Raw genomic sequence first — 17,231 nt, forward strand, 5'->3', positions numbered from 1 at the left:
CGCCCACCCCGCCCGCACCCCACCCACAACGCGGTCCGTCAGCCCGCGCAACACCACCCACAACGCGGTCCGTCAGCCCGCGCAACACCACTCACCGCGTCCTGCCCCACCGCGACGTACCCGATCGACCGCTGACTTTGTGCACCGTTCGTGTACCAACGAGCCGCCAAAACGCGAATCTGGTGCACAAAGTCGCCTGCCCCGAGGCCGCACCTCACGCAGCACGCCAGCTCGACGCGCGGCGGGCTCCGGTCGGCCGGACAGGGGTCAGGTTCCGAGGTCTTTGGCGATGGCGGCCGCGAACTGCTGGAGCGACTTGCGGAGTTTGCTGGACTTGGCGGACTCGGCGAGGCTGCGGCCGTGGGACATGGCGGCGTCGACCGCGTTCTGGTCGAACGGCAGCAGCGCAGCGGCGTCGACCCCGGCGTACCGCCCGAGTGCCTCCGCGATCGCGTCCGCCGGCGAGCTGCCGAGGGAACCCGGACGGATCCGGTTCACCACCACCCGCATGCTGGCCGACGGCACCACCGCCCGCAGCTCGTGGAGCGCGCGGATCAACCGGGTCAGGCCGACCGGGTCCGCCGTGCCGACGACGATCACCTCGTCGGCTTCCTCGAGCGTCGCCAGCGTCGCACCGTTGCGCCGCGGCGCCAGCGAGTCGAACGAGATCTCCTCGTCGGTCTCGATGCAGAACCCGACATCCACCACCGTGCATGGCGCGAGCATCCGCGCCGTCGACCAGATCGACTCGATCGCGGCCGGCCGCAGCTCCGTCCAGCGGTCCGCCCGGCTGAGCCCGGTCAGGACCAGCAGATGCGGCTCGACCTGTCGCGCGTGCTTCGCGAGCATCGCCATGTCGAGGGCCCCACTCCCCGCCGACCGCGCCGCGGCCGCCAGCCCCGACGTCTCGTCGAGCATGCCGAGTTGCTGCGCTACGGTCCCGCCGTACACATCGGCGTCGGCCAGCAACGTCGGCACACCTCTCACCGCGAGCTCACACGCCAGGCCGACCGCGACCGTCGTACGTCCTGGAGCACCTGTCGGCCCCCAGACCGCGATCATCCGGCCGCTGCCCTGGTTGTAGACCGGCTGCGGTGGGCCGGTCGTCTCGGGCGTGGGTACGAACCCGCCGGCGAAGTGCGAGACCGACAAGGGCGGACCGGAATCGACTGCGTCGGTGATGGCCCGGCCGAGGTCCTCCGGGCTGACGTCGGCCGGGAGGATCCGCTCGATCCCCATCCGGCTGAGCCTGTCCTCGGTGCCGAAGGGTTCGCCACTCTCGGACGGGTCGACCAGCGCGACGACAGTGATCCCGCGAGCGTGCAGCGCGGCGACCGCATCGGACGTCAGCCTCGGCAGATCGTCCGCGAGCAGGACCGCCCGTGCCTGCCCGCTCGCGGCCGCGCCCATCACATCGGCGATGTCGACACAGCGCCGTACCACCCGGATTCCCGGCGCGCGCTCCGCTCGCCGTACGACGTCGGCCTCCCACGGAGCCCCGGTCACCGCGAGCAGGACTGGTATCGACATCAGCTGCCTCGCCTCAAGAGCACCGGCTCGCCTGTGCTCATCGCGGACAACGCGGCCCGGAGCCGTGTCAGGTCTTTGGGTGCCAGCCCGACCAGGACCTGTCTTCGAGCCGAACCACCCGCGACACCTTTCACCGCGTCGGCCTGGAGCACCCGGACGTTTGCCCACAACAACGTCGCCGGCTGGTCGGCATCCTTCGGCACCACCCAGATGTCGACGTCGTCCCCAGCCGCGGTGTCCGACGGCAGACGTCCGATGGCGACCGACAGCGGCAACTCGGTGCGGTCGTTGTCCGACTCCGTGACGGCCGCGTCCCGGGGCACGAACTCACCCGCGTCGACGGCCCGGGTGACGACCAGACCCTTCAGCTCCGCGTCGGCAGCGACGTACTTCTCCGCATCCTGGCTGTTGGTGAAGCGCACCCGCGCGGTGGTCAGGTTGTCGCCGGTCAGCGTCGTCCCGGCCGGCAGGTCGTGTTTGGCCGCCCAGATCGTGGTGGTGTCGTCGGCGGCCGAGAGCAACTTGGCGCCGGCCAGCGCGGTGACGGCGACGAGCAGTACGCCGAGCACGAGCCGCCCGTCCTTCCACCGGGCCCGCCGGTTGCGCTGGGCCGGGACGGACGGAGCCCCGAACCCGGTACCGCGCACTGCTGTGTCGACCACGTCGAACTCCCCAGTCAATCGATCGCTCGAAGCCGACATTCTGCCGTGTCCAGGCTCCTCCGCGTGAACGGATATCCACAGGCTGTCAGCCTGGGGACAAACGGGATCGTCCGGGTGCCAACCATGGCAAACTGAAGTAACCAGCCACTACATGAAGGAGCAGACCGGATGCCGACTCCGCGGTTCCTCCAGCTCGCCGACGTCGCCGAGGTGCTCAACATCTCCGCGAACCAGGTGTATGCCCTGGTCCGGCGCGGCGACATCCCCGCGGTCAAGATCGGCGGGCGCGGTCAGTGGCGGGTGGAGGCCACCGAGTTGGAGAAGTACATCGAGCGTCTCTACACCGAGACCCGGGAGTTCATCGACGCCCATCCGTTCGGCGAGGAGGCCGAGCAGGCGGAAGACGTCCACAACTAAGCGATGCCTCCGGCTCAGGTGGGCCGGTTATTCGGCCCGGGTGACTGCTCGGCTCGGCTGGTGGCTCGGCTCAGCTGGTGGCTCGGCTCGGCTGTTGGCTCGGCTCGGCTGTTGGCCGGCTGACTGCTCAGATTCGTCAGCGGCGCCGTAGGGCGCACAGCGCCTGGGTCGGCACCAGGCGCACGTTGTAGACCTCGGTGCGCCGCCGCGGCGCGTCCAGCGGATGTTCCGCGAGTTCCAGGAAGTCCGCGCCGACCCGATCGATCGTTCCGGTGACCGGCACCCCGCCGCAGAACAGCGTCACCGGCGAACGGTCCCGCGCGATGCCGCGTAGCAGGTGCGCCAGCCCCAGCTTCCCCGCCAACGCCCCGACAGCCGGCTCGGCCCACGGCCCGAGTCGGTGGACGGCGACCAGCGCGTGGACCGGGATCAGCCACTCCTCATAACGCTCGGCCTCGATCAGCAGACAGTCCTTCCCGACCCGGGTGAGCTGCCCCTGGACGGGTTCGGCGTGGGTGAGTTCCACGCGTACGACGGTGTCGACGGCCCCGCGAAGCCGGTCGAGCACAGTGATCTTGCCGACCTCGGCCCGGATCCGGTCCGCCACTTCGCCGTACAGATCCGCTTCCTGGAGCGCGTCGAACTGCGACTCCAGATCCGCGAACAACGCATCCCACCGCATGCCCGCGAACCTACCCGATCCTGCTCACCTTCCGTGCGGCAAGCCGACGCTGCGTGACATTTGCACTTGCGAACTGGGCTCAGTACCGGTCTATAGTGGTCAAGCCAAAGCAAACTAAAGCAAACTCATAGATCCGAGACTAAGCGGGGTGAACGCGATGATCCGGGGACTAAAGGGTCTCCTCGCGGTGGTGGCGGTGGGCGGCCTCGGCCTGGGATTGCGCTGGATGACAGCCGGTTCGATCGGTGCGGCAAGCAGTCACGACCTCGACTCTCTCGCCGTACTCGCGGTCGGGACGGTCGCGTGGATGGCCTATGGCTGGCTCGCCCTCGCCGTACTGGCGACCGTCCTGGAACAAATCCCCGGCGCAATGGGCGCGGCCGCCTCCGCCATTGCCGGCCGCATCACCTCGCGAACCTCCCGCACCCTGCTCCGCTCCGCCCTAGGCCTAGCCGCCGTCAGTCCCCTGACAGTCGCTACAGCCCACGCCACCCCACCCGACGCCCCCATTACCCGCCCCTGGCCCCAAACCGAACCCCGCTCCACGGTCCTAACGAGCCCCACACACCCCCACGCCAAGGTCGGCCTCTCCACCGCCCCTGGCACGACGGACAACTGGAGTTCCTCCGGTACGCCAGGCCGCACCCGCAGCTCAGATTCGGCCGGCGCACCAGGCCGCACCGGCCGCACGACTCCCTCCCGTACGCCAGGCTCCACCAGCGGCATGCCCCATCCGCCGGGCGCCGCGAACTGGCGCACCACCGAGCCACCGTCGTCCGTCCGCCTCACCGGTCCCATGCCGACCGAGGCCACCCACGCTGGCCGCCCTCAGGACGCCGTACGCCGGGACACTCCCCCGCACAACACAGTTGCTCGGGGGACTCACCCGCAGGGCGTCGTACCGGCGGAGCCTCAGAGGACGACCTCGCCGCCTCGCACCGCTCCTCCGGCCTCTTCAGACATTCGCACCAGCCAATCGGCACACCCAACCGAGCGGCCGACACCCGGCACCCCGGCCAAGGCCGACACCGCATCGCCGAATATGCCGACCGACGCCGGGACGCGGGATGAGCGGCCGGGTGGGGCGCGGGTGCGGGTTGGCGTGCCGGATCGGCCGACCGCGGGAGCTGCTACCCGGTACACGGACCTGCGGTCAGGTCAGCCGGTGCGACTGCCTGCACGTGTCGTCGTGAAGCCCGGCGACACCCTCTGGAGCATCGCCGCAACCGAGCTCGGCCCGAACGCCACCCCCGAGGACGTCGCCGCCCGCTGGCCGGCCTGGTACGCCGCCAACCGCCAGCTGATCGGGCCCGACCCCGACCTCATCCTTCCCGGCCAGGTGCTGCGCATCCCGGCACCCGCGACCGGCAATCCCGTGCCGCCCACCCACCAGGAGAAGTGACATGACCCAGAACCTGCCCGCGGTTCCGCGCCAACACCCGACGCCGCTCCGCACCCTGACCCCGGTCCCACCACCCTCCGAGGACCCGAACATGCCCAAAACCGCAACCACCCTGCCCGACCCGACCGAGGTGGCAACACCCCGCCTCCGCCCAGTCGACGCCTCCAAGATCCCGGCGACCGTCCACCACGCGGGCACCATGCCTCCGGAGTCCCTCCCCCTCCGCCACCGAGCCCTCACTCACCTAGGCATCTCTCGTCCCCCAGCAACACCAGACACCGCCTCGACACTCAACCCGAGCGAGCATCAGGTCGCGGTCCCGTCTGCGTCCGGCGAGCGCGAAAAGCTCTCCGCCGACCTCGGCTCCGTCGCCGATACCGGGGATCCCCGGCAGGCACACGGCCCCCTCAACACGGCCCCTGATGTCGGCGGACTGTCTGAGGTCTCTGAGTCTGAAGTGGTTGAGACTGCGGTTCCGTCTGCGGCTGGCTCGGGTGAGGTCTCGGTTTCGTCGCTCGGGACCACTCAAGGTTCCGTTGGCGGGGCGGGGGTTGGTTCTGGGCCGACGCTGGCTGCGGTGCCGGCGGTTGCGGAGGGTACGGCGGCCGACGGGGCATCGGCGGCGATGGATGCACCGGGCGGGGTTCGGGCGGTGGGCCCTCGGGTGCCGGATCCTCGGGCCTGGGGTGGACGGTTGGCGCAGGCGGTTTCCGAGGTGCTGGCAGGTGATCGGCCGATTTCGCAGCTGGTGAGGTTCACGGATGAGGCGGTGTTCGCCGACCTCAACCGGCGGGTACGGATGCTCGGCCTGACCACCACCGCCACCGCACGCGGCGCCAACGAACGCAGCTCCGTCCGGTCGGTCCGCGTCTGCACGCCGGCCAAGGAAATCGCAGAGGTGGCAGCGCACGTCCGCCACGGCGAACGCTCGCGCGCCATCGCCTTCCGCATGGAGATCCGCCGCAACCGCTGGGTCTGCACCGCCCTGGAGATCGGCTGATGCCACCGGCTCCCCCGCCAGGTGCCCACCCGCCGCGCACCCAGCGGCCACGCACCCGCCGCCGCGCGCCCTCTCGAACTGGAGGTCGTCGAAAGGCGGCGCCTGCGGTGCCCGCGGATCGCGGAGATGCCCCGCTGGACGACGTCTACATGGCGAAGGACGGCGGTCCGCACGATCCAAGCTAGAGGTCAGGATCGAGCGGGTGCGCCCGCGGCGGCCCGGGGGAACTCGCAGCGGACGAATGTCTCCGGTCCGGCGCCGATGGCAGTGCCGGTGCGATTCCCAAGGCAACTGCCGGCCCGGCTCCACATGGCAAGCGCCGGGCCCGTTCCACATGGCAAGCGCTGGCCGGTTCCACATGGCAAGCGCCGGTCCCGTTCCACATGGCAAGTGCCGGCTGGTTCCACACGGCAGGTGCTGGCCCAATCCCCGTGGCAAATGCCGGCAGGGGTCGCGGTCGCAGTGCTGGCCGGATTCCCCGTGGCACTGCCGTCCTACGGTGCTCGAGGGGATGGTTTCCGGGGCTGGGGTTGTCGAGGGAGCGCGGCGTCGAAGCGCATAGCTTGGGCTGGACGGCGGTCTTCCGTACGCCGAACTCGTGCAAGCGCGCCTTCGTTGGGTAGTGCACGAAACCGGGGTTGAGCTGGTGATGGGGCGGGGTGGGGCGAGTAGGTTTCGGGGTATGCGATTTGACCGGTACACCGTGATTTTGTTGACGTTGCGGGCTGATGCGCCGGTGATGTCGGAGGAAGAGGCGGCGGAGCTTCAGGATCGGCATTTGGCGCATGGAGCGGAGCTGCAGGATCGCGGGTTGGTGCTGGCTCGTGGGCCGTTGACTGAGCAGGATGATGAGCGCTTCCGTGGATTCTCCATCTGGTCAGTGGATGCGGAGACCGCGCGGAAGTATGCCGAAGCCGATCCGGCCGTACGGGCTGGGCGGTTGGCGGTGCAGGTTATGACGTGGATGATGCCCGCCGGCAATATCCAGTTCACCAAGGTGCGCGCCCCCAGGTCGATCGCCGAAGCAGCCGCCGACGAAGAGTGACTCCTCACGGTCCCCCCACCACGCACCTCGCAGTCCCTCCACTGTCTCGAGGTCCCATCACGTTCCCCGGGCGGTCCGCCTCATCTAACCCTCGACACCCAGTGGTCCTGGGAGGGTTTCCGCAAGGTCAGGGGAGGGTTTCCTTCTGGATCCGGGCAGAAACCTCCCAGAATTCGGCCGGCTGGGGGTCACCTGCTTGCCGATCACGTTCCCTGCGCGCCTTGTCGCAGGGCTCCTTGCGGTTCGGCGCCGCGGTGGCTTGAGTAGCGCAACGGGATCGTGGGGTTGTTGTCATGTGGTTGCGGCAGGGGCGGCGTAGCGTGCTGGGACCGGTCGAGGGATCGGTGGTCGTCGTTCGGGGGAACGAATATCTGACAACACGATCAGCGGCGCGGTGAACTTTGCGCGCTCAATCGCCACTTCAATGACACCCCGCTGGCCGGCGTCCATAGGGGGTGGCGCCGGATCAGCCGGTTCTCCATCAGTTGAGTCCTGTGTCGCCGTGGCTGACGGATGTACGGCGTTCGCGCGGTCAGACGATCGCTCAACGGGCGGCTGAGGAACTGGGCGCGGTCGGTGAGCGCGCGGCGGCACCCAGCAGGCGCGGGTCGACGCAGGCGAGGACCGCACACCCGGAGGCGCGGCACAGTGCCGAAACGATGCCTAAGGCAAGCACTGCCGGTCCGGCGGTAAGTGGCCGACAGGTGGTGGAGGTGAGTGTTGGATCCCCGCCCGAGGTGGGTGCCGCGAGGCGCGGGGCCGGGGATGGTGTTGCAGGTGGCGACGGAGTAGGCGGCGTACGGGCGGAAGCTTCGTACCCGGGCGGTGGTGCACAGGCGGGCGAGGGCCCGGACGCGGCTGATGGTGCTGGGTGGGGAAGGGTGTGGGCGCGTGTGGTGTGGCGGTGGCAAAAGCTGTCCGTGCGGCTGTGACGCGCGGGTGGTGCTGCTGGGCGGAGGCCGTGACGAGCGTACGAATGGACCGGTAGGGGTGGGCGCCGGCTGCGCGGGTGAGGACGGGGGGAAACGCGTGGGGTGGAAATGTCGGTGAGGGGTTGGAGACTGGAGGGGTGAGTGGGTTCGAGCCGTATCGTGAGCGGCCGGCGCGGGTGCCGGGGGCTGTGGTTTGGACGCGGACGGCTGAGGGCGGGGAGTATCGGGTTCTGCCCGACGGCTGCATGGATCTGCTGCTGATGGATGACGAGCTGGTCATCGCGGGGCCGGACAGCCGGGCGTGGATCGGGTCGGCTGAGGCCGGGACTCGGTATGCGGGGATCCGGTTTGCGCCAGGGACGGCGCCGGGGTTTCTCGGTGTGCCGGCGCGGGAGTTGCTGAATGAGCGGGTGCCGCTGGCCGATCTGTGGTCGCCTGCGCGGAGTCGGCGGCTGGTCGATCGGGTGCGGTCGGCGCCGGTGCCGGCGATCGCGCTGGAGCAGGCAGTGGGGAGCTTGGTCGAGGAGCCGCCTGATCGGTTGATCACGCAGGTGTTGCGGGCTGTGCGGAGTGGCGTCCTTCGGGGTGGCGCCGGCGTACTGTCGCTGGCGGGCAGTGTCGGGCTGAGTGAGCGCCAACTGCACCGGAGGTGCCTGTATGCGTTCGGCTATGGGCCGAAGATGCTCGACCGCGTGTTGCGGATGAACGTCGCGCTCGACCATGCGCGCACCGGTCTCGCCCTTGCCGACGTCGCGGCACTCACCGGGTACGCCGACCAAGCCCACCTCACCCGGGATGTCAAAGCCCTCACCGGCGTACCACCGCGCATCCTGCTCAGCTGATCAGCCCTGAAAGCGCCTTGCATCTCATAGCTTGCTATGTAAAACTCATAGCAAGCTATGGGAATGAGGTGCGGATGATGACTGCGATCGCGGAGCGACGGACCGGCGGCGGGAAGCGGGTTCGAGATCGGCAACGGCTGGCTCACCTGGTGGGTGGGTTGCTGCTGGTTGCCTATGTGTACGCGCCGGGCGCCCCGGTGCTCGAGACGGCGGTGCGATGGGTTGTACTGCCCGTGCTGGTGGCGTCAGGAGTTGTGATGTGGCAGTGGGGGAAGATTCGGCGGTGGATGCGGAAGGTGAGAAGTCAGGCGTGAGTCAGGCGTTTCGGCAGGAGTCCCTGGGATACCAGGTCAACCAGCTGGCGCGGTTGCTCGCGCATGCGCTGGCCGCGCGGATCGCGCCGTACGGCGTGGTGCCGGGGCAGTTCGCGCAGTTGCTCGCGTTGTACGAGGAGGACGGGCTGACGCAGCGCGAGTTGTGTGACCGGGTCCGGATCGAGCAGGCGACGATGGCGAACACGCTGCAACGCATGCAACGCGACGGTCTGGTGCGCTGCGTTCCCGACCCGGACGACAAGCGCCGGATGCGCGTGTATCTGACCGATCAGGCCCGGGCGATCGAACCTGACCTCGTCGCCGCCGCCCGTTCGCTCAACACGTCGGCAACGGCCGGGCTCACCGACGCGGAAGTCGCGCAGTACCTGGATCTGACCGCGCGGCTGATCAGGAATCTGGAAGCGGACTGAAGCCGGATCGTGTCACCATTGCTGGTTGTGAGCCACCCAGGCGAGATCGGTACGGCGCCCCTGCGGCACAACCCGCTCAACGCGGTGACCGCGACAGTCGAGCGGGTGACGTACGCCGACGGCCGCACGCTGATCCGGAAGCGGCTCCGGAAGCCGGCGACTACGAGCGGCACTCCGGCAGCACAATCATCCCCGTGGGCCGCCTCCGAGGACCCGCGGCACTGGAACTACTGGCGCCGTGAGGTCGAGGTCTATCGGGACGACGAACTTCGCAAGCAGCTCGCCGAGGCGGGACTGGTGCTGCCGGAGGCGGAGGTCGATGAGTCAGTGGACGGCGCCGTACTGCTGATGGAGGACATCGACGGCACCCACGGGACCGAGTTCTCGCTGGCGGAGCACGCGACGTTCGCGCGAGCGTGTGGGCGCTGGCAGGCGCGGCCGGCCGGCGATCGGCCGTGGACGTCGGTCGGGTTCCTGCGCGACTACTCGACGACCCGGGACGTGCCATGGGAGCTGGTCGACGACGATGCGGCCTGGCGGCAACCGCTGGTGGCGGAGACGTGGCCGGCCGGGTTGCGGGCGGCCTGGATCCAACTGCTTGCCCATCGCAACCAACTGCTCGACCTGGTGGCGAGTCTGCCGCGGGCTCGGTGTCATCTCGACCTCTGGGTGTCCAACGTCGTCCGGCGTCCGACCGGCGAGCTCGCGCTGCTCGACTGGGCGTTCACCGGCGACGGAGCGCTCGGTGAGGACATCGGCAACCACATCCCGGATGCGGTGTTCGACCTCTTCTGGCCGGCCGAGCGGCTGCCCGAGCTCGCCGAGACCTGCATCGACAACTACCTCGACGGCCTGCGCGAGGCCGGCTGGCGAGGCGACCCCGACCAGGTGCGCCTCGCCGTGATGGCGTCCGGCGTCAAGTACGCCTGGCTCCTCCCCGGCCTGCTCGCCCGCGCCTCGGACACCTCGCACAACGCCTACCACCAGCAAGCGGACAGCCAGCACCTCTTCTCCCAACGCGGTCAAGCACTCGCCTTCGTGGCGGACTGGTGCGCGCAGGCGATCACAGCACGATCGTGAAGCCGCCGGGTTGATACAGAACCTGAGAGCTGGTTGCTCCTAGCAATTACTTGGCACCGTCGTTGAGGGCGGCCTGCAGATAGGTGCGGTAGGCTGCGAACGAGCCGACGACCGCGGCGGCGCTTGTTTGAGTAGTCAGGGCGCCGACGCCTTGGCCCGCGTAGATGGAGGTGCGGGCCGGGTCGGCGGCGCGGACTCCGGCCACGTAGTCGGCGTGGCCGGTGTCGTCGGCCTTGAGTTCCTCCTCGCGGCCTTCCCACGTGTCGAAGTACGGGTTCCGGAGTGCGCGACCGCCGAACTCGTCCGGCCAGCCGGCGCGCGAGGCCGCGTCGAAGACGGTGCCGTACACGGTGTCGGTCTCGACGGCCTCGATCACTCGCTCCCGCACCGGCTCGGGCGTCAGCGCCTCGTGGCAGGTGAGGAACGCCGTACCGATCCAGCCACCGGCGGCTCCCGCGGCGAGTACGGCGGCCAGCCCGCGCGGACCGGAGATACCGCCGGCCGCGAGAACGGGGAGGTCGGTCAGGTCGAGGATCGCCTGCAGGAGTGGGAGCGTGGCGACCGCGTTCCGACCGTGGCCGCCGGCCTCGGCCCCGCGCGCCACGATCACGTCGACGCCGACCTCGATCGCCTCCCGCGCATCGGCCACCGTCCCGGCCTGCATCGCGACGACGATGCCTTCCTTCTGCAGCATCCCGACGTACGGCGTGTAGTCGCCGAAGCTGAGCGACACGAGGGCCGGCTTGAGCTCCAGGACCGCGTCGAGGTGCTCGGGACGGTCCTTGACCGACCACGCCATCAGGCCGACGCCGTACGGCTTCCCGCTCGCCGCGGCGATCGCGCCCTCGGTCCGGATCCAGTCAGCACTGACACCCGACCCGGCGCCGAGCATTCCCAGCCCGCCCGCCACCGAGATCGCCGCCGTCAGCTTGCCGCCACTCACGTTCGCCATCGGTGCACCGACCAGCGGAACGGACACCCCGAACTTCTCCGTCAGCCACATGAGTCCAGGGCACCACACCTGGTCGGTCGACCGCCATGGCGTCAGACACACGCAACGGCCGGCCCCGGGAAGGGCCGGCCGTTGCGCGGTGACTCAGTACTTGTAGACGTCCGACTGCGGGTCGCCGTGGCAACGCTTGTACTTCTTACCCGATCCGCACGGGCACGCGACGTTGCGCGGCGTCCCGGCGTACTGCAGGCCGCCCTCGTCGGCGCCCTCCTGGCGGACCGAGACCTCCTCGTCACCGTCGATCGTCGGCGCCGAGTACGACAGGCGCTGCGGGCGGCTGTCGCCGGTCAGGCCCTTGGCGCGCAGCCGCGGGGTGTCGCGCGGGCGCGTCGTGTCCTGCGGCCGCTCCTCGTCCTGCACCCGGCCCGGGAACTCCGCCACCGGCGCGCCCGGGGTGAGGATGTCCTCGATCCGGCGGCCTTCGAGGCTCTCGGCGCCGGCCTGCTCGGCGTCGTCCGCGAGCTCCATCTCGGCCCGCATCGCCTCCACGTCGACCTCGACGTTGAAGATGAAGGCGACAGACTCCTCCTTGATCGACTCCATCATCGCGGCGAACATGTCGTAGCCCTCGCGCTGGTACTCGACCAGCGGGTCGCGCTGCGCCATCGCGCGCAGGCCGATGCCCTCGCGCAGGTAGTCCATCTCGTACAGGTGCTCGCGCCACTTGCGGTCCAGCACGCTGAGCACCACCCGGCGCTCCAGCTCGCGCATCGCGTCCTCGCCGAGCGTCGCCTCGCGCCGCTCGTACGCCGCCTTGGCGTCGGCGATGAACGCCTCGACCAGGAAGTCCTGGGTCAGCCCGGACTTGTCACCACCGGCCTCCTCGATCAGCTGCTCCTCGGTCAGCTCGGTCGAGTACAGCGTCCTCATCGCGGTGAACAGCGCGTCCAGGTCCCAGTCCTCGGCGAATCCCTCCGCGGTCGCGCCCTGCACGTAGCCGGTGACGGTCTCCTCGAGCATGTCGCTCACCTGCTCGCGCAGGTTGGCGCCCTCGAGCACCCGGCGGCGCTCGTCGTACACGACATGCCGCTGCCGGTTCATCACGTCGTCGTACTTGAGGATGTTCTTCCGGGTCTCGAAGTTCTGCGCCTCGACCTGGGACTGCGCCGACGCGATCGCCTTGGTGACGACCTTGTTCTCCAGCGGCTGGCTGTCGTCGTTGTTGCGCGACATCGCCCAGTCGACCATCTCGCGCTTGAACAGCCGCATCAGGTCGTCCTCCAGCGACAGGTAGAACCGGGACTTGCCCGGGTCGCCCTGACGGCCGGACCGGCCGCGCAGCTGGTTGTCGATCCGGCGGGACTCGTGCCGCTCGGTGCCGAGCACGTACAGGCCGCCCACCTCGCGGACCTCCTCCTGCTCGTCCTTCACCTGCTTCTCGAACTGCTCCAGGACCGACGGGTACTCCGCCTCGTACTCCTCCGGCGATTCGGCCGGGTCGAGACCGCGGGCGCGCAGGTCCTTGTCGGCCAGGAACTCCGGGTTCCCGCCGAGGATGATGTCGGTACCACGGCCGGCCATGTTGGTGGCCACCGTGACCGCGCCCTTGCGGCCGGCCTCGGCGACGATCGCCGCCTCCCGCGCGTGCTGCTTCGCGTTCAGCACCTCGTGCGGGATGTTCTCCTTGCGCAGCTGGGCGGACAGCCGCTCCGACTTCTCCACGCTGGTGGTGCCGACCAGGATCGGCTGGCCGGTGGCGTGCACCTCGACGATGTCCTTGACCACCGCGTCGAACTTGGCGTCCTCGGTGCGGAAGATCAGGTCCCGCTCGTCGGTCCGGATCATCGGCTTGTTGGTCGGGATCGGCACGACGCCCAGGCCGTAGATCTTCTGGAACTCGGCGGCCTCCGTCATCGCCGTACCGGTCATACCGGCCAGCTTGTCGTAGAGGCGGAAGTAGTTCTGCAGCGTGATGGTCGCCAGCGTCTGGTACTCCTCCTTGATCTCGACGCCTTCCTTGGCCTCGATCGCCTGGTGGAGCCCCTCGTTGTAACGGCGGCCGTGCAGCGTCCGGCCGGTGTGCTCGTCGACGATCAGGACCTCGTTGTTCACGACCACGTAGTCCTTGTCCTTGCGGAACAGGTCCTTGGCCTTGAGCGCGTTGTTCAGGTAGCTGATCAGCGGGGTGTTCGCCGACTCGTACAGGTTGTCGATGCCGAGCCGGTCCTCGACCTTCTCGATGCCGCGCTCGAGGATGGCGACCGTGCGCTTCTTCTCGTCCACCTCGTAGTCGGCCACCGGACGCTGCTCCTCCGGGACCTTGTCGTCGGCGATCCGGGGCTTCAGCGTCGCCGCGATCTTGGCCATCTCGACGTACCAGCGCTGGGAGTCCTCGGCCGGGCCGGAGATGATCAGCGGGGTCCGGGCCTCGTCCACCAGGATCGAGTCCACCTCGTCCACGATCGCGTAGTTGTGGTCGCGCTGGACGCAGTCCTCGATGCTCTGCGCCATGTTGTCGCGCAGGTAGTCGAAGCCGAACTCGTTGTTGGTGCCGTAGGTGATGTCCTTGGCGTACGCGATCCGGCGCTCGGCCGGCGACATCTCCGGCAGGATCACGCCGTAGTCGAGGCCGAGGAAGTGGTAGACCCGGCCCATCCACTCAGCCTGGAACTTGGCCAGGTAGTCGTTCACCGTGACCACGTGCACGCCCTTGCCGGACAGCGCGTTCAGGTACGTCGGCAGCGTGCCGACCAGGGTCTTGCCCTCACCGGTCTTCATCTCGGCGATGTTGCCCAGGTGCAGCGCCGCGCCGCCCATGATCTGGACGTCGTAGTGGCGCTGGTGCAGGGTCCGCTTGGCCGCCTCCCGGACCACCGCGAACGCCTCCGGCAGCAGCGAGTCGAGCGACTCCCCGTTCTCGTGCCGCTGCTTGAACTCCGCGGTCTGACCGCGCAACTCCTCGTCGGACATGCCGACGAAGTCGTCCTCGATCGAGTTGACCATCTTCGCGATGCCCTGGAGCTGGCGCAGGATCTTGCCCTCGCCGATCCGCAGGACCTTGTCGATCACCTTCATGGTGGGGAGTTCTCTCCTTGCTGCTGAAGCCTGGTTGCGGCCGATGCCGACAGGGCACGGTCCACCCGTGGGCAGGCGCGCGTGACCCATGGTACGGGGCCGGGTGCGCCAAGCCCACGCCCGATGCGTGCCGTAGGGCCTATCGGACTCACGCTCCAGGCGGGCGAAAAGTTCCGCCTGCGGAGTCAGGAACCGCGGAGAGCGTCACTCAGCGCAGGCGACAGGTCACCGCCACCCGTGATCCGGACCTGGTCCAGCCCCAGCCACCCGGCCAGCTGCACCAGCTCGTCGGCCAGCTCGTCAGCGGTCTCGACCGGCGCCTTCGGCTCGGCATGCGCCGACTGGACCAGCAGCACCCCGGCGGACCGGTCCGCCTTGAGGTCCACCCGGGCGACCAGCCGATCCCCGAGGAGGAAGGGCAGCACGTAGTACCCGTGGATGCGTTTCTCCGCCGGGACGTAGATCTCGATCCGGTACCGGAAATCGAACAGGACCTCGGTCCGGGTCCGCTCGAACACCAGCGAGTCGAACGGGCTGACCAGGGCCCGCGTGTTCACCCGCCGGGGCAGCCGCGCGTCCCGGTGCAGGTACGCCTGCCGCTTCCATCCGTCGATCGTGACCGGGATCAGCTCGCCTTCCTCGACCAGCTCCCGGATCGCCTGCGCGGTCGGCGCCGGCGCGGTCCGGAAGTAGTCCTTCAGGCACTGCGCGGTCGACACCCCGTGCGCCCGCGCCGCGATCGACACCAGCCCCCGGTGCGCCTCCGCCACGGACGGTGTCGGAGTCGCGAGTACGGCGCTGGGCAGCACCCGCTCGGGTACGTCGTACATCCGCTCGAACTGCTGGTTGCGACGGGCCACCGTGATCTCCCCGGCGAAGAAGAGGAACTCGAGGGCACGTTTCACGTCGGACCAGTTCCAGCCCCAGTTGTCCTTCGACCGCTCGACGTCGTCGTCGATCTCCCGCGCGGTCAGCGGGCCGTGGGCGCGGACGTCGGCGAGCACCTGCTTGAGCAGGTCCGGCCGCTCGCGGGCGATCGATCGCGGGCCACCCCAGGCCTCGGTCGTCGCGCGGGCCATCCGCCAGCGCATCAACGGGTGCGTCTCGACCGGGATCAGTGAGGCCTCGTGCGCCCAGTACTCCACCAGGCGGCGTGGGGGCTTCCCGGCGGCGCGGTCGAGCAGGTCGCGCGGGTACGGACCGAGGCGGGAGTAGAGCGGCAGGTACTGGGCCCGGCTGAGCACGTTGACCGAGTCGATCTGGATCAGGCCTATCCGGCCGAGGACCCGCGACAGCGCCCGCAGGTCCGGAACGCCCTTCGGCCGTGGATCCATGAACCCCTGCGCCGCCAGCGCCACCCGCCGCGCCTGAGCCGTCGACAACACCTGAGTATTCACGCCAGGAATTCTGCCGGGCACCTCGGACACTTTTCCGTCCCCACCCAGGTCGGGCGGATTCAGTCCTGTGGCCGGACGACGATCAGCCTGTCCCGGAGCTCGTCGCTCGGCGAGCCTGGCAGGAGACCGCGGGTCCACAGCTCGTCGACGTGGTGGAAGCGGCCGGTCAGCTGCCGGCTGGTGACGATATCGGCGGCGAGCTGCGGGGTGAGGCCGGGCAACGTGGCGATCACGTAGGCCGAGGCTTCGTTCAGCTCCACGGGTTTGCCGGCGTACTTCCGGGCGCTGCCGATGGCGATCGCAGCCTGCACGCTGGCCGCCGCGATGGCTGCCAGCTGGCAGACCACGAGCACGTCGCCCGGCGTGGAGCTCGCCTCCCGGTCGTCGCCCCAGTCGAACGCCCAGAACGGAATCGCGATACCCAGGTAGGCCCCGACCGACGCCCACAGCAACAGGCTCCGCAGCCAGAACCTGCGCCTGCGGAAGGCGAGCACCCCCATCAGCACCGGGCTGCCGGCACCGAGCGTCAGGATCGGCACCGCGGCCCCGGCGAGCTTGAGGAGCACGGCCGTCCAGTCGGTTCGCGCTCTGGCCGGGACAGAAGGATGCACAGCCGAACTGTAGTGAGCGCCGAGGCCATAACTCGGGAGTTACCGCCAGTGGGAGGTGCACCATGGAGGGGGAAGGGGCCGGGCTTGCCGCCCGGCCCCTCTTTCTGTGCTCCTCCCGCAGGTTTCGGAGGTCGGCCTCACCCGACCAGGTCAGACGGCCAGACGAATCACGCCGTAGTCGTAGCCGCGGCGGCGGTAGACGACGCTGGGCTGGTTCTCGTCGGCGTCGACGAACAGATAGAAGTCGTGTCCGACCAGCTCGAGCTCGTAGAGCGCCTGGTCCAGGGACATCGGCTTGGCGGTGTGGGTCTTCTCGCGCATCACCAACGGCCCGTCGCCGGTGACCGTGAGGGATCCGAACTTGTACGTCGCCACCTCATCCTCGGCGGCTTTGTCTTCCTCCACTGCTGGTGTGGTGCCGTTGAGCGGCTGTTTCGCGTTCACGTGCCGCAGGCCTTCCGGCGTGCGCTCACCTCGATGCACCCGGCGGCGGTCGGCCGCCTTGCGGACCTGGGCCCGCAGCCGGTCCAGGCAGACGTCGAACGCCGCCTGCTTGGTCTCGCCGGTCGCTTCGGCGCGGACCACCGGACCCTTCGTGTACATGGTGAGCTCGACACGCATCGCTCGATCGTGCTGTCGCGGGTTCTTTTCCTGGCTGACTTCTACCTCGCACCGCAGTACCCGGTGATCGACCTTCTCGATCCGCTCGAGTTTTTCCTCGACGTACTGCCGGAAGCGGTCACTGACCTCGCAGTGATGACCCTTGACAACGACGTCCACGGAAACCTCCATCGATCGGCGACTTCTTTTTTACGTTCCCGGACCCCCGTACCTGTCGTGACGGTGCCCGAAACGAGAA

The 17,231-nt window shown here is 69.2% G+C and carries 16 protein-coding genes; 8 read left to right on the forward strand and 8 right to left on the reverse strand.

Annotated elements, in window-relative coordinates; all coding sequences use genetic code 11:
* Window positions 1–267 precede the first annotated feature (267 nt).
* Both AB0F43_RS08590 and AB0F43_RS08595 read right to left on the reverse strand, forming a co-directional pair.
* The gene (locus tag AB0F43_RS08590) at window positions 268–1,530 is read right to left on the reverse strand and encodes a hypothetical protein (protein WP_360472567.1); all 1,263 of its coding nucleotides are present in this window, start codon (window positions 1,528–1,530) and stop codon (window positions 268–270) included.
* A complete protein-coding gene (locus AB0F43_RS08595) occupies window positions 1,530–2,192 on the reverse strand; it encodes an SAF domain-containing protein (protein WP_360472569.1) in 663 nt (220 codons plus the stop codon). Before AB0F43_RS08595 ends, AB0F43_RS08590 begins: the two co-directional genes overlap by 1 nt.
* Window positions 2,193–2,360: 168 nt before the next feature.
* Between AB0F43_RS08595 and AB0F43_RS08600 the strand changes: the two genes are divergently transcribed.
* A complete protein-coding gene (locus AB0F43_RS08600) occupies window positions 2,361–2,609 on the forward strand; it encodes a helix-turn-helix domain-containing protein (protein WP_360472571.1) in 249 nt (82 codons plus the stop codon).
* 136 nt (window positions 2,610–2,745) lie between these two features.
* Here the strand turns inward: AB0F43_RS08600 and AB0F43_RS08605 are convergent, their stop codons facing one another.
* A complete protein-coding gene (locus AB0F43_RS08605) occupies window positions 2,746–3,291 on the reverse strand; it encodes a hypothetical protein (protein ID WP_360472574.1) in 546 nt (181 codons plus the stop codon).
* Between the two features lie 1,165 nt (window positions 3,292–4,456).
* On the opposite strand from AB0F43_RS08605, the gene AB0F43_RS08610 reads away from it, so the two are divergent.
* The 7 genes from AB0F43_RS08610 to AB0F43_RS08640 all read left to right on the forward strand — a co-directional run bounded on the left by AB0F43_RS08610 (window position 4,457) and on the right by AB0F43_RS08640 (window position 10,337).
* Window positions 4,457–4,693 carry a LysM peptidoglycan-binding domain-containing protein gene (locus AB0F43_RS08610; protein ID WP_360472577.1) on the forward strand — a complete coding sequence of 79 codons (237 nt, stop codon included), beginning with the start codon at window positions 4,457–4,459 and terminating at the stop codon, window positions 4,691–4,693.
* Between the two features lie 625 nt (window positions 4,694–5,318).
* Window positions 5,319–5,693, forward strand: coding sequence for an Rv3235 family protein (locus AB0F43_RS08615; protein WP_360473068.1), 375 nt, complete (start codon window positions 5,319–5,321; stop codon window positions 5,691–5,693).
* A 682-nt stretch (window positions 5,694–6,375) separates the two neighbouring features.
* On the forward strand, window positions 6,376–6,738 hold the full coding sequence (locus AB0F43_RS08620; protein ID WP_360472580.1) for a YciI family protein: 363 nt from the start codon (window positions 6,376–6,378) through the stop codon (window positions 6,736–6,738).
* A gap of 1,069 nt (window positions 6,739–7,807) precedes the next feature.
* A complete protein-coding gene (locus tag AB0F43_RS08625) occupies window positions 7,808–8,512 on the forward strand; it encodes a helix-turn-helix domain-containing protein (RefSeq protein ID WP_360472583.1) in 705 nt (234 codons plus the stop codon).
* A 74-nt stretch (window positions 8,513–8,586) separates the two neighbouring features.
* Window positions 8,587–8,826 (forward strand): hypothetical protein, encoded by a 240-nt coding sequence (locus AB0F43_RS08630; protein ID WP_360472586.1) that lies wholly within the window; start codon window positions 8,587–8,589, stop codon window positions 8,824–8,826.
* Complete coding sequence (locus AB0F43_RS08635) at window positions 8,823–9,257, forward strand: MarR family transcriptional regulator (protein ID WP_360472589.1); 435 nt, start codon at window positions 8,823–8,825, stop codon at window positions 9,255–9,257. Before AB0F43_RS08630 ends, AB0F43_RS08635 begins: the two co-directional genes overlap by 4 nt.
* A 27-nt stretch (window positions 9,258–9,284) precedes the next feature.
* Entirely contained in the window at window positions 9,285–10,337 is a 1,053-nt protein-coding gene (locus AB0F43_RS08640) for an aminoglycoside phosphotransferase (RefSeq protein ID WP_360472592.1), read from the forward strand.
* 46 nt (window positions 10,338–10,383) lie between these two features.
* On the opposite strand, the gene AB0F43_RS08645 is transcribed toward AB0F43_RS08640, so the two are convergent.
* From AB0F43_RS08645 to raiA, 5 genes are all read right to left on the reverse strand, one after another.
* Window positions 10,384–11,340 (reverse strand): nitronate monooxygenase, encoded by a 957-nt coding sequence (locus AB0F43_RS08645; protein WP_360472595.1) that lies wholly within the window; start codon window positions 11,338–11,340, stop codon window positions 10,384–10,386.
* 93 nt (window positions 11,341–11,433) lie between these two features.
* Window positions 11,434–14,364 (reverse strand): preprotein translocase subunit SecA, encoded by a 2,931-nt coding sequence (secA, locus tag AB0F43_RS08650; RefSeq protein ID WP_360472597.1) that lies wholly within the window; start codon window positions 14,362–14,364, stop codon window positions 11,434–11,436.
* Window positions 14,365–14,549: 185 nt separating this feature from the next.
* A complete protein-coding gene (locus tag AB0F43_RS08655; protein WP_360473071.1) occupies window positions 14,550–15,698 on the reverse strand; it encodes a crosslink repair DNA glycosylase YcaQ family protein in 1,149 nt (382 codons plus the stop codon).
* A gap of 122 nt (window positions 15,699–15,820) precedes the next feature.
* Entirely contained in the window at window positions 15,821–16,372 is a 552-nt protein-coding gene (locus AB0F43_RS08660; RefSeq protein WP_360472599.1) for a helix-hairpin-helix domain-containing protein, read from the reverse strand.
* A 150-nt stretch (window positions 16,373–16,522) separates the two neighbouring features.
* A complete protein-coding gene (gene raiA / locus AB0F43_RS08665; protein WP_360472602.1) occupies window positions 16,523–17,152 on the reverse strand; it encodes a ribosome-associated translation inhibitor RaiA in 630 nt (209 codons plus the stop codon).
* Window positions 17,153–17,231: the final 79 nt, after the last annotated feature.

The sequence above is a fragment of the Kribbella sp. NPDC023972 genome (assembly GCF_040639075.1).
Lineage (GTDB): Bacteria > Actinomycetota > Actinomycetes > Propionibacteriales > Kribbellaceae > Kribbella.

Bases quoted from the DNA above. Each gene is read 5' to 3' on its own strand.
- AB0F43_RS08600 (WP_360472571.1), top strand. From the start codon at position 2,361: ATGCCGACTCCGCGGTTCCTCCAGCTCGCCGACGTCGCCGAGGTGCTC.
- AB0F43_RS08655 (WP_360473071.1), bottom strand. From the start codon at position 15,698: ATGGATCCACGGCCGAAGGGCGTTCCGGACCTGCGGGCGCTGTCGCGG.
- AB0F43_RS08645 (WP_360472595.1), bottom strand. From the start codon at position 11,340: ATGTGGCTGACGGAGAAGTTCGGGGTGTCCGTTCCGCTGGTCGGTGCA.
- AB0F43_RS08590 (WP_360472567.1), bottom strand. From the start codon at position 1,530: ATGTCGATACCAGTCCTGCTCGCGGTGACCGGGGCTCCGTGGGAGGCC.
- secA (WP_360472597.1), bottom strand. From the start codon at position 14,364: ATGAAGGTGATCGACAAGGTCCTGCGGATCGGCGAGGGCAAGATCCTG.
- AB0F43_RS08615 (WP_360473068.1), top strand. From the start codon at position 5,319: ATGGATGCACCGGGCGGGGTTCGGGCGGTGGGCCCTCGGGTGCCGGAT.
- AB0F43_RS08605 (WP_360472574.1), bottom strand. From the start codon at position 3,291: ATGCGGTGGGATGCGTTGTTCGCGGATCTGGAGTCGCAGTTCGACGCG.
- AB0F43_RS08620 (WP_360472580.1), top strand. From the start codon at position 6,376: ATGCGATTTGACCGGTACACCGTGATTTTGTTGACGTTGCGGGCTGAT.
- AB0F43_RS08630 (WP_360472586.1), top strand. From the start codon at position 8,587: ATGATGACTGCGATCGCGGAGCGACGGACCGGCGGCGGGAAGCGGGTT.